This window comes from Thiolapillus sp., from assembly GCF_048562965.1.
GTDB classification, from domain to species: Bacteria; Pseudomonadota; Gammaproteobacteria; order Chromatiales; family Chromatiaceae; genus Thiolapillus; species Thiolapillus brandeum_A.
Window position 1 is genome coordinate 1 of sequence record NZ_JBHNMF010000073.1, and the last position, 10,496, is coordinate 10,496.

14 protein-coding genes are annotated in these 10,496 nt (G+C 59.0%); 1 reads left to right on the top strand and 13 read right to left on the bottom strand.

The features are described 5' to 3' along the window. Positions 1–231, bottom strand: a 231-nt coding sequence (locus ACOCD2_RS06150) for a hypothetical protein (RefSeq protein WP_293652471.1), incomplete at its 3' end; no start/stop codon positions are given. Between ACOCD2_RS06150 and ACOCD2_RS06155 the strand changes: the two genes are divergently transcribed. Next, positions 231–1,016, top strand: coding sequence for a transglycosylase SLT domain-containing protein (locus ACOCD2_RS06155; RefSeq protein ID WP_308214419.1), 786 nt, complete (start codon positions 231–233; stop codon positions 1,014–1,016). The genes ACOCD2_RS06150 and ACOCD2_RS06155 overlap by 1 nt on opposite strands. Positions 1,017–1,021: 5 nt before the next feature. Here the strand turns inward: ACOCD2_RS06155 and ptsP are convergent, their stop codons facing one another. The 12 genes from ptsP to ACOCD2_RS06215 all read right to left on the bottom strand — a co-directional run bounded on the left by ptsP (position 1,022) and on the right by ACOCD2_RS06215 (position 10,234). Continuing rightward, a complete protein-coding gene (gene ptsP / locus ACOCD2_RS06160; protein ID WP_293645888.1) occupies positions 1,022–2,749 on the bottom strand; it encodes a phosphoenolpyruvate--protein phosphotransferase in 1,728 nt (575 codons plus the stop codon). After that, positions 2,746–3,015, bottom strand: a complete 270-nt coding sequence (locus tag ACOCD2_RS06165) for an HPr family phosphocarrier protein (protein ID WP_293645886.1) — start codon at positions 3,013–3,015, stop codon at positions 2,746–2,748. The genes ptsP and ACOCD2_RS06165 overlap by 4 nt, the downstream gene beginning before the upstream one ends. Beyond that, positions 3,012–3,416, bottom strand: a complete 405-nt coding sequence (locus ACOCD2_RS06170) for a PTS sugar transporter subunit IIA (protein WP_293645884.1) — start codon at positions 3,414–3,416, stop codon at positions 3,012–3,014. The genes ACOCD2_RS06165 and ACOCD2_RS06170 overlap by 4 nt, the downstream gene beginning before the upstream one ends. Next, the gene (gene hprK, locus ACOCD2_RS06175; RefSeq protein ID WP_293645882.1) at positions 3,413–4,360 is read right to left on the bottom strand and encodes an HPr(Ser) kinase/phosphatase; all 948 of its coding nucleotides are present in this window, start codon (positions 4,358–4,360) and stop codon (positions 3,413–3,415) included. Before hprK ends, ACOCD2_RS06170 begins: the two co-directional genes overlap by 4 nt. After that, complete coding sequence (locus tag ACOCD2_RS06180; protein WP_293645880.1) at positions 4,338–4,817, bottom strand: PTS sugar transporter subunit IIA; 480 nt, start codon at positions 4,815–4,817, stop codon at positions 4,338–4,340. The genes hprK and ACOCD2_RS06180 overlap by 23 nt, the downstream gene beginning before the upstream one ends. Before the next feature lie 94 nt (positions 4,818–4,911). Next, positions 4,912–5,244, bottom strand: coding sequence for a ribosome hibernation-promoting factor, HPF/YfiA family (gene hpf / locus ACOCD2_RS06185; protein WP_293645878.1), 333 nt, complete (start codon positions 5,242–5,244; stop codon positions 4,912–4,914). A gap of 14 nt (positions 5,245–5,258) precedes the next feature. Then, a complete protein-coding gene (locus tag ACOCD2_RS06190; RefSeq protein WP_293645876.1) occupies positions 5,259–6,713 on the bottom strand; it encodes an RNA polymerase factor sigma-54 in 1,455 nt (484 codons plus the stop codon). A 195-nt stretch (positions 6,714–6,908) separates the two neighbouring features. Then, positions 6,909–7,637 carry an LPS export ABC transporter ATP-binding protein gene (gene lptB, locus ACOCD2_RS06195; protein WP_293645874.1) on the bottom strand — a complete coding sequence of 243 codons (729 nt, stop codon included), beginning with the start codon at positions 7,635–7,637 and terminating at the stop codon, positions 6,909–6,911. A 3-nt stretch (positions 7,638–7,640) separates the two neighbouring features. Next, entirely contained in the window at positions 7,641–8,153 is a 513-nt protein-coding gene (lptA, locus tag ACOCD2_RS06200; protein WP_293645872.1) for a lipopolysaccharide transport periplasmic protein LptA, read from the bottom strand. Continuing rightward, complete coding sequence (lptC, locus tag ACOCD2_RS06205) at positions 8,140–8,697, bottom strand: LPS export ABC transporter periplasmic protein LptC (protein WP_293645870.1); 558 nt, start codon at positions 8,695–8,697, stop codon at positions 8,140–8,142. Before lptC ends, lptA begins: the two co-directional genes overlap by 14 nt. Continuing rightward, positions 8,697–9,221: a 3-deoxy-manno-octulosonate-8-phosphatase KdsC gene (gene kdsC, locus ACOCD2_RS06210; protein WP_293645868.1), complete on the bottom strand. Its 525-nt coding sequence runs from the start codon at positions 9,219–9,221 to the stop codon at positions 8,697–8,699. Before kdsC ends, lptC begins: the two co-directional genes overlap by 1 nt. Before the next feature lie 14 nt (positions 9,222–9,235). Further along, a complete protein-coding gene (locus tag ACOCD2_RS06215; RefSeq protein ID WP_293645866.1) occupies positions 9,236–10,234 on the bottom strand; it encodes a KpsF/GutQ family sugar-phosphate isomerase in 999 nt (332 codons plus the stop codon). Positions 10,235–10,496: the final 262 nt, after the last annotated feature.

The following is a 10,496-nucleotide window of genomic DNA, read 5'->3' on the forward strand; positions in this document are numbered from 1 at the left end:
GATAGCTCCTTTTTGGAATATAATCACATGGTACCCGACAAGGCAGGAGTCTGCAGAATGGTCTTTGGCAACAGTGAACAGCGCGGGGTGCAGTGTCGGGGCAATCGCTCCTGGTTGCCGGTATTGGCTTTGCTGTGCTGCATGTCCAGCGCACAGGCAAAGGAGTTGCTGCTGCCGCTTGCAGAGTTGCGCACGCTCGCCGCTGAAGGAAATCCTCAGGCCCAGTTTCACTGGGCGTCGCTTATGAAAACGGCGAGGGTGTCAGCCGGTCACCCAGGGAGGCGAGAAGCTGGTACTGCAGGGCGGCCATACAGGGTCTGGAAGATGCGTGGTACAACCTTGGGTGGATGTATGTGAATGGCTGCGGCGTTGCGCCCGACGATGATGTCGCACGTTACTGGCTTAAGAAATCGGCGGCGGCCGGGAATGCCCAGGCGGCACAGGTACTGAAAATGATCGGTGGCAAAAGCGGCGCCAGGAACGGCTGCAACTACGTGGCGACCCTGCCATGGCTGAAGCAGCGTTGTACTGATCCTGACTGCAGAAACATCGTGCGCATGGTCGAGAACCTGTCCCAGGAATACGATCTCGATGCCAACCTGGTGCTTTCGGTTATCCGCTTCGAATCCGGCTTCAATGTCAGGGCGCATTCCCCCAAGGGTGCTTCCGGACTGATGCAGCTGATCCCCGAAACAGCTGTGCGCTTCGGGGTCCGTGACATCTGGGATGTGGAACAGAATATCCGTGGCGGTATGGCCTATTTGCGCTGGCTGCTGGCCTATTTCAAAGGGGATCTGGTCAAGGCGCTGGCAGGCTACAATGCGGGTGAGCGCCGGGTGCTGCAGTATGGGGGGGTGCCCCCCTACCGGGAAACCCGCGGCTACGTGAAACGGATCATCCGGGACTATGGCAAGTCCTTCCACCGTTACGATCTGCGCTGGCTGGATGAGGACAGCCGCCCTGTGCAGGGTCTGGTCAGCGGCAGGGACGCGGCGCTGCCCGCCGGCAAGGGCTGAAGCGCTTATTCCGTAAGCGACTGTACGGCCTGTTCCAGATCTTCGTTCAGCAGGTTTTGCAATATCCCCGCAGTCTTTTGCTCCAGCTGGCTGATGTCGAGATTGCGTATCAGCTGTTTGGCTTCCGGCAAAGAGGCGGGATGCATGCTCAGGCTGCGCAGGCCCATACCCAGCAACAGCGGGATATAGCCGGGTGTGCCGGCCATTTCGCCGCACATGGCAACGGGCTTGCCGCAGGTGATGCCCGCCTTTACCACCTGCTGAATGAGCATGATGACCGCCGGATGCAGGGCATTGTAGAGATGGTTGACCGCATCGTCGGCACGGTCTACCGCCAGTGTGTACTGGATGAGGTCGTTGGTGCCGATGGAGAGAAAATCGAACAGCCGCGCAAAGCTTTCCGCCGTCAGTGCAGCGGCAGGTGTTTCTATCATGGCGCCGATGGGCATCTCGGGATCGAAGGCCTTTCCCTGCTCCATCAGTGACAGGCGTTCCTCCTTGATGATCTGGCGCGCCTGCCTGGCTTCCCATAGATTGGTGAGCATGGGCAGCATCATGCGGACGTTCCCCCGCGCCGACACGCGCAGGATAGCGCGGATCTGGATGCGGAAAATGTCTGTTTCCTTCAGGCACAGGCGGATGGCGCGCAGGCCCAGTGCGGGGTTGGTGCAGGAAGCAGGTTCCGGCTGATATTCGCATTGCTTGTCGGCGCCCAGATCCAGGGTGCGTATGGTGACAGGCTGCTCTCCCATGCCTTTCACTACCTGACTGTAGGCCTGGAAATGCTCCTCTTCCGTGGGTAGTTCTTCCCGGTTCATGTAGAGGAATTCGGTTCGGTACAGTCCGACACCGCTGCAGCCGCCTTCGATGGCGGGTTCCGTGTCCTCGGGCAGTTCGATATTGGCCAGCAGCTCGATTTGCTGCCCGTCCAGTGACAGGGCGGGCGTGTCTCTGAGGTTGTGCAGCGCGTGGCGATGCGCCTGTTCCTGTTCCAGACGGCGGCGGAAGAACAGCAGGCAGGCGTTGTCGCAATTTGCCAGCACGCTGCCATGCCGGGCGTCGATGACGACGAGCTCTCCGGGATGCAGGTGGCTGGTGGCGCCGTGGGCGCCTACGACGGCGGGAATGCCCAGGCTGCGGGCCAGGATGGCGGTATGGGACATGGGGCTGCCGAAATCGGTGATGAAACCGATGGCGCCGCGCTGGTGCAGCATGATCGCATCTGCCGGAGTGAGATCTTCCGAGACAATGATGTGACCGGCGATTTCTGCCGGGTCGCTGTTCCTGCCCCCCTGCAGGATGTGCAGGATGCGGTTGACCACGTGATCCAGATCGTCCTTGCGGGTGCGCAGATAGGCGTCTTCCATGTCCTCGAATACCCGCATCAGCTGGTTGCGCCGCATCTGCAGCGCCCATTCGGCGGAGCAGCCTTCCTCGCGGATGGTCTGTGCCGGCGCTTCCGAGATGGCTTTGTCCTCCAGCATGAGCAGATGGGTGTCGATGAATTCGAGGATGTCGGGCGGCGTGTCTTTGGGTATCTGCTTGCGTATCTCGCGCAACTGGCCGGCGGCTTCTTTCACGGCGTTGAAGAAGCGCTGGATCTCCTCCTCGATCCTGTTGCCCGCCACCAGGCCGGGTTCCGCCTGAATGTTGCCCCTGGAGAGCATCAGCACCTTGCCGATGGCGGTGCTGATGCTGGTATCGACGCCGATGCCCTGTATCGCCAGCGTCATTGTTCTTCCCCGAAGCCGTCACGGATGAGTGCAACCACGGCTTTCAGGGCGGCGGCTTCATCTGCGCCGTCGGTGATCACGTTGATTTCCGTGCCCTTGCTGGCGGCAAGCATCATCACGCCCATGATGCTCTTGCCATTGATACGGTTGTCGCCTTTTTCCAGGAAGACCTCCGCTGAAAAACTGCTGGCCGTACTCACCAGTTTGGCTGCTGCACGGGCGTGCAGGCCCAGTTTGTTGGGAATGATTACCGCTGAAGTCTTCATTCGGCGGTTTCCCCGGTATGTGAAACCTGTATGCCCCGGATGCCGCCTTCCGCCGCCTTGTGGGTCAGTGCCTGCAGATCATCGCTGGCGTAGTTGAAAACCCGGATGAGCATGGGCAGGTTGAGGCCGGACACCACATTGGCCAGCATTTCCCTGGTCAGCTGGCAGGCGATGTTGCTGGGAGTGGCGCCGAAGGCATCGGTGAGGATGAGCACACCGCTGCCGTCGTCGAGTTTTCTGGCATTTTCCAGCACTGTCTGTTGCAGTTGCGCGGTGTCGCATTGCAAGGGAATGTCCATGCAGCGCACCTGCAGGGGACAGGCACCGATGAGTTCACTGGCGTTGTTCAGCAGTGCTTCACCGATGCCGGGATGGGTGACCAGTAGGACGCCGATGCTCATGTGCTGTTTTCTTCGATGGCCTGCTGCTGGCGCTCGATGAACAGCTCGGCGGCATCGTAACCCTTGAGCTTGAGGATGTGGTTTCTGACCGCTGTTTCCACCAGGATGGCCAGGTTGCGCCCCGGCGCCACGGGTACGGTGATCTCGGGTATGTCCACGCCCAGCACGTTGCGGTAACGGCCGGCGCCGCGCAGGCGTTCCATGTCGGCGATCTCCTGCAGCTTCATGCGTCTCAGGTGCACGATGAGGTGCAGGTATTTGCTGCGCTTGGTGGCGCTGTCGCCGAACATGGCGGGTATGTTGAGGATGCCAAGGCCGCGTACCTCGAGAAATTCACGTAACAGAGGCGGGCAGCTGCCGCTGACGATATCAGGAGCGATGCGGCGGAATTCGGTGACATCGTCGGCGATGAGGCGATGACCGCGGATGATCAGTTCCAGGGCCAGTTCGCTCTTGCCCACAGCGGAATGGCCGGTGAGCAGCACACCCATGCCCAGCACCTCAAGGAAGACGCCGTGAAGATTGGTCTTTCGGGCGAAGAAACGGGCCGCGTAATACTGCAGGTTGTCCAGCACCTGGGCGTCCTTGAGCGAAGAAGCCAGCAGGGGAACGCAGTGCTTGTCCGACAGTGTGTCCAGTGTCTTGAGAGATTTCAGCCGGTTGCTCAGGATGATGGCGGCGGGCTCGGCGGCGAACAGTCTCTGCAGCGCGGCTTTCTGGTCTTCGGTGTTCAGGCCGGTGAGATATTTTTTTTCCTTGGGGCCGATGATCTGCACCGGACTGGGATGAATGTAGTTCAGTGGGCCGGCGATGATGGGGTCCGATTTTTCCAGATCGGCGTCGAAAATAATGTTTCCCAGCCCTTTCTTGCCTGCCAGCAGGCGCAGGCGCAGGCGCACCTGCAGGGCATCGAGCAGATCCTTAACTGTGATCTGATGCTGCATCAGGCAGTGGCGGTGGATTGAGCAGGCGCAACACCTGTTCGGCGTTCGTGGCCTGCCTGACCTGGGCGCAGAGCTCGGGCTTGTTGAACAACTTGGCAAGCTCGGCCAGCAGTTCCAGGTGGGCTTCTGTCGCCTGTTCCGGCACCAGCAGACCGAAAACCAGATCCACGGGTTTGCCGTCCATGGAATCGAAGTCGATGCCTTCGTTCAGTTGCAGAAAGGCTCCGGTAGGTTTGTGTATGCCCTTGATGCGGGCATGGGGCAGGGCGATACCGTGGTTCATGCCGGTGCTGCCCAGGCGTTCACGGTCCAGCAGCTTTTCGTAGATGGCCTCTGCCGGTGGCGCGTTGGTGCCCGCTGCCAGTAGCTCAGCGATCACTTCCAGCGCCCGTTTCTTGCTTGCGGCATTGTTGGACAGGCTGATCTGATCCAGCTGCAGTAAATCTTCAGGTAACATGATGTCTGATGAGTTGTGGGAACCTCCCTAACGGTTGTTCGGGAGGTTCCGGCCTGTTGAAGGGCTGCAGCCTGTAGTTGCTGCAATCTCCGGATTATTCCGGCATTTCGGCCATGACGACTTTTGCGCCGTTGCCGCGAGCCCGTTTCTGGATTTTTTCCTTGTGTTTGAGAATCTGCCGGTCAAGTTTGTCCACCAAGCCGTCGATGGCCGCATACATATCCTCTTCACTGGCCTCGGCGAATACGTCGGCACCGCTGACATGCACGGTGGCTTCTGCCTTTTGCATGTGTTTTTCCACACTCAGGATAACGTGTACGTTGGTGACATGATCAAAATGGCGTTCGATGCGCTTGATTTTCTCTTCTGCATAACTGCGCAGGGCGTCGGTGAGTTCTACATGATGACCGGTTACGCTCAGTTGCATAATGTTCTCCTTAATTAAACGAGACGTTTACGTTCATTGGATGGCGGGATTGCCATTGCTTCTCTGTACTTGGCGACGGTGCGTCGCGCGACCTTGAAACCGTCTTCTGACAACATGGTGGCGATCTTGTTGTCAGACAAGGGTTTCTTGGGGTTTTCTGCGAGAATGATCTTGCGGATGCAGGCACGGATGGCGGTTGCAGAGGCCTGATCTCCACTGTCGGTGCTGACATGGCTGGAAAAGAAGTATTTGAATTCCAGCACGCCTTTGGGCGTGTGCATGTATTTGCCTGTTGTGATGCGTGAGATGGTGGACTCGTGCATTTCCACCGCTTCGGCGACATCCTTGAGGATGAGGGGTTTCATCGCTTCTTCACCCTGGTCGAAGAATGCCTGCTGCACTTCCACGATGCGGGTGGCGACCTTCAGCAGGGTCTGGTTGCGTCCCTGCAGGCTCTTGAGAAACCAGCGGGCTTCCTGCAGGTGGTCTTTCAGTGTGGTGTTGTCGGTGCTGTTGTCGGCACGTTTCACCAGAGCGGCATATTCAGGATTGACCCGCAGCCGGGGCATGGCCTGGGGATTCAGGGAAACCAGCCAGCGGCCGTTCTTCTTTTCGACGAAAACATCCGGTTCCACGTAGCGGGTGTTGGCCGGGGAAATGCTGGATCCCGGGTGCGGATTGAGGGAGCGGATCAGACCGAACACGGCCTGCACCTGCTCGGCGTTCGGCCGCAGCAGCTTGCGGATACGGGGCTCGTTGCCGCTGGTGAGCAGGTCGAAATGGTCGCGCAACAGCTTTTCCGCCTTGCGCTTGATGGGGTCGTCGGCAGGGAGCTGTTCCAGCTGCAGCAGCAGGCACTCCTGGGGATCGCGTGCGGCAACGCCGGGGGGATCGAAATGCTGGATGCGGTGCAGCACCGTGAGCACCTCTTCCATGCCCACTTCCTCATCCTCCATATCGGCGATGATCTCCTCCAGCGGCGCATGCAGATAACCGTCCGGGGAAATACCGTCGATAATGGCTGTGGCGATGGCGCGGTCTTCCTCGCTGAAGGGGGTGAGGTTGAGCTGCCAGTGCAGGTAGTCCTGCAGTGTTTCGGTGTGGCTTTCCCGGGCGAGGTAATCGGTCTGTTCTTCGCTGCCGCTGTTCTGGCTGCGGGTGACGGGGATGTCGTACTGGTCTTCCCAGTTGGCGTCCACCGGGAGTTCTTCCGGGATGGTCTCTGTGCTGCTCTGGACTTCCAGTTCTTCGGAGCCTGTTTCTGCCGCTGTTTCGGGCAGCTTTTCATCAGAGGCGGCGGGTTCTTCGCTTCGCTCCTCTTCCACCTCCAGCATGAGGTTGGACTCCAGCGCCTCCTGAATCTCCTGTTTGAGCTCCAGTGTCGAAAGTTGCAGCAGCTTTATCGCCTGCTGCAGCTGCGGGGTCATGGTGAGGTTCTGACCCAGGCGGAGCTGAATGGAAGCTTTCATTAGTGGTTGAGGAGTCCTTTGTTTTCTCGTTTATCCATAGTTTAGCGCAAGCTGGCCCGTTTACCGAAATGACAATGCTTGATACAGGTCAGGTTTAGCCGATATTCCTCTGTTAAACGCCTCATTTTGGGAAATATTCACGATATTGCCTTGTTTATCCAGGGGTATTTGGAGCGCAAGAGGGCGTTGCCTGTGTCAGAGGCGGAAGTTTTCGCCCAGATAGGTGCTGCGGACTTCGTCATGGGAAAGTATTTCCTCCGGTGTGCCCTGTGCCAGTACAGCGCCTTCGGATACGATGTAGGCGCGCTGGCAGATGCCCAGGGTTTCGCGCACATTGTGGTCCGTTATCAATATGGCGATGCCTGTTTTTGCCAGGTTTTCAACGATTTGCTGTATGTCAGCTACTGAAATGGGGTCCACGCCGGCAAAAGGCTCATCCAGCAGGATGATGCTGGGGCTGGTAGCCAGGCAGCGGGCGATTTCCAGGCGCCGGCGCTCGCCGCCGGAGAGGCTGATCGCCAGATTGCGGCGCAGGTGGGAAATGCCGAATTCGGCCAGCAGTTCGTCGCAGCGTTCCTGACGTTCCCTTTTCTGCATCTTTTTGAGGCCGATTTCCAGCACGGCGAGAATGTTTTCCTCGACGTTCAGGCGGCGCAAAATGGACGGTTCCTGGGCGAGATAGCCCAGGCCGTGTCGGGCGCGCACATGCATGGGACTGGAGGTCAGATCCCTTCCTCCCAGGCCGATGCTGCCGGCATCCACGGGAATCAGGCCCATGATCATGTAGAAACAGGTGGTCTTGCCCGCGCCGTTGGGTCCGAGCAGCCCGACGACCTCGCCTTCATCCACATGCAGGCTGACGCCGTCCACCACGGCCTTGCCCTGGTATTTCTTGACCAGCCCTTCGGCGCTGAGAAAGCTCATGGCTTATTCAGCATCTCCCGCTGGATGAATGATGACCTTGACCCGCTCCGAGCCTTTTGCCGCCGCGCCGGCCTTGAGGCGCGCCTTGACGCGGTCATAGACGATGCGGTCGCTGCGGAAGCTGTCATTGTTCTGGGTGAGTACGGCATCGCCAGTCAGGGTCAGTTCTTCGCTGTTGATGTCATACACGATGCGCCTGCCCTGGCCGGTGACCCAGGGCTTGTTCTTTTCCGGCCGCTGTTTGAAGGAAGCCGGTTTGCCGGTAGCGGTGAGCTTGCCGGGTTTCCTGTTCCTGAAAGTGATCACCACTTTGTCAGCCTGCAGTTGCATGGATCCCTGCCTGATCTTCACTTTGCCGCGATAGGTGGTTGTTGCAGTCTTCTGGTCGATATCGGCACTGTCTGCCTCGATTTCCACCGGCGCGTCCTTGTCGGACGGTAAAGCCAGCGCAACGGGTGCGGTTACCAGCAGGGTCAGTATCAGGAATGAAAGCGTGCAGCATTTACTGAGCGACATAGTGGGCCCTCGTCTGAGCCAGAAAGCGGATTTTGCCCGGTGCTTTGAGCCAGGCCTGCATACCCGTGGATTCTATCCAGTTTTCCCCGCTGGTGACAGTCACGGGGGCGGCTGTCTCGGCATATTCGGTTTGCGGGCGAACAATCAGGTCCGAGGTGATCAGGTGCATGGGAGGGCGCAGGTCATCACCCTGCCAGTTGATTTCGGTTTTTCCCAGCAGCTGCAGCAGGGACTGGTCACGGGAGAGATCGCTCTTTTCGGCACGGATCTTCCAGGCGGGCTGCTTGTCTTCGTAGAGGATGTAGCCGGGCTGCTGCAGCCGGGTGATACCGGAAGCCTTGAAATGGGCCAGGCGGTTGGCCTCGAGGATATGGGACAGCCGGCCTTGTGTGTCGAACAGATGCAGTTCCAGCCCGCGCACGAAATAGTCCTGAACCTGGTCCTGATCCACGCGTTCCGATTCCATCGTGGCAGGTTCCTGGCGGGAAGCCCACCAGGTGATGCCCAGCACCGTGAGCAGCGCCAACAGCAGCCAGATGCGCATCAGCGCAGGTAACTTTCCAGATGGGAGTGCAGATTGCCCTGGGCTTCCATGATCAGTTCGCACACCTCACGAGCAGCGCCTTTGCCGCCGGCGGAAGGCGTGATCCAGTGGGCGTGCTGCTTTGCAAACGCATGGGCGTCCTGCACGGCAATGGCCAGGCCTACGCGGCTCATGACCGGAAGGTCCACCACGTCGTCACCCACGTAGGCAATCTGGCTGTCGTTCAGTGCCAGGTGATCTTTCAGTTCACTGTAGGCCGGTCGCTTGTCGCGTTGACCCTGGTACAGATGCTGTATGCCCAGACTGTTCATGCGGATTTCCACCACTTTCGAGGTGCGGCCGGTGATGATGCCGATCTGCACACCGGTCTGCTGCAGCATGACCATGCCGTGCCCGTCCAGGGAATTGAAAGCCTTGTATTCCTGTCCGTCGTCACCGAGGTACAGGCTGCCGTCGGTAAGGACGCCATCCACGTCGAAGATGACCAGCTTGATCTGTGCTGCCTTTTCCAGAATGTCCTGCATTTTCCGTTTTCCTGTCAAACCACGCCTGCGCGCAGCAGGTCGTGCATGTTGAGTGCGCCTATCAGGTTGCTGTCCTCGTCCACCACCAGCAAGCTGTTGATTTTATTGTCTTCCATCAGTTTGAGCGCTTCTGCGGCCAAATGTTCTGGCTGTGAGGTGATGCCCCCCGGGGTCATCACTTCCGTTACCGCGGTGCTGTGCAGGTCCACGCCCCGGTCCAGGGTACGCCGCAGGTCGCCGTCGGTGAAAATGCCGCTGATCCTGCTGTCCTCGTCCACTACCGCCGTCATGCCCAGTCCCTTTGCCGTCATCTCCATCAGTGCTTCGCTGATGGTGGCCTGTTCCTGCACCCGTGGTATGTCGTCCTCCTTGTGCATGATGTCGCCGATGTGGAGCAGCAGCTTGCGGCCCAGGCTGCCGCCGGGATGGGAGCGGGCGAAATCCAGCTCGGTGAAGCCGCGGGTTTCCAGCAGCGCCACCGCCAGGGCGTCCCCCATGGCCAGGGCTGCTGTGGTGCTTGCCGTCGGCGCCAGCCCCAGGGGGCAGGCCTCGCGGTCCACGCTCACGTCGATGTTGACTTCGGCTTCCCGGGAGAGAATGGAATCGGGATTGCCCGTCATGCTGATCAGCGGTACCCCGAGACGCTTGATGATAGGCAAGATGGTGATGATCTCGGCAGTTTCACCCGAGTTGGACAGGGCCAGTACCACGTCACCCGCAGTGATCATTCCGAGGTCACCGTGGCTGGCCTCGCCGGGGTGCATGAAGAAGGCCGGACTGCCGGTACTGGCGAGGGTGGCGGCAATCTTGTTGCCGATGTGCCCGGATTTTCCCATGCCGGTTACCACGATCCGCCCCTTGCAGTGGAGCAGATACTGGCAGGCGCGTACGAAATGGCCGTCCACCTGTCTTTCCAGGTTCGCGATAGCCGCAGCTTCGGTGCGGATCACGGCGAGGCCGAGTTCCCTGAGCTGTTGTGCTTCGGATTCTTTGATATCGGGTAAGGATTTCACTGGCAGTATGGCGACCGTTCGTTTTCCGGCGAATCATAGCATGAGTGCCGAATCGCCGTTGAATCATCGAATCTGGTTGAAAGACAGCTAAACTCCCAATTCACAGCCAAGGTATTACGATGGAAATGGTCTATGATTAATGGCTCTTCGACGTTTCATATGGATTTCAGTATGGAACCCGCCGGGCTGGCAATCATGTAGATCATAGATTTTCTTTTTGAATAATTCCGGTTGTTTTTTGTGCCAATCCTTAAGCGCCTGA

Coding starts and splice junctions, on each gene's coding strand:
- lptB (WP_293645874.1), bottom strand. CDS start 7,637: ATGAGCTTTCTCAGCGCCGAAGGGCTGGTCAAGAAATACCAGGGCAAG.
- lptA (WP_293645872.1), bottom strand. CDS start 8,153: ATGTCGCTCAGTAAATGCTGCACGCTTTCATTCCTGATACTGACCCTG.
- ACOCD2_RS06180 (WP_293645880.1), bottom strand. CDS start 4,817: ATGTTACCTGAAGATTTACTGCAGCTGGATCAGATCAGCCTGTCCAAC.
- hpf (WP_293645878.1), bottom strand. CDS start 5,244: ATGCAACTGAGCGTAACCGGTCATCATGTAGAACTCACCGACGCCCTG.
- kdsC (WP_293645868.1), bottom strand. CDS start 9,221: ATGCAGGACATTCTGGAAAAGGCAGCACAGATCAAGCTGGTCATCTTC.
- hprK (WP_293645882.1), bottom strand. CDS start 4,360: ATGCAGCATCAGATCACAGTTAAGGATCTGCTCGATGCCCTGCAGGTG.
- ptsP (WP_293645888.1), bottom strand. CDS start 2,749: ATGACGCTGGCGATACAGGGCATCGGCGTCGATACCAGCATCAGCACC.
- ACOCD2_RS06190 (WP_293645876.1), bottom strand. CDS start 6,713: ATGAAAGCTTCCATTCAGCTCCGCCTGGGTCAGAACCTCACCATGACC.
- ACOCD2_RS06170 (WP_293645884.1), bottom strand. CDS start 3,416: ATGAGCATCGGCGTCCTACTGGTCACCCATCCCGGCATCGGTGAAGCA.
- lptC (WP_293645870.1), bottom strand. CDS start 8,697: ATGCGCATCTGGCTGCTGTTGGCGCTGCTCACGGTGCTGGGCATCACC.
- ACOCD2_RS06165 (WP_293645886.1), bottom strand. CDS start 3,015: ATGAAGACTTCAGCGGTAATCATTCCCAACAAACTGGGCCTGCACGCC.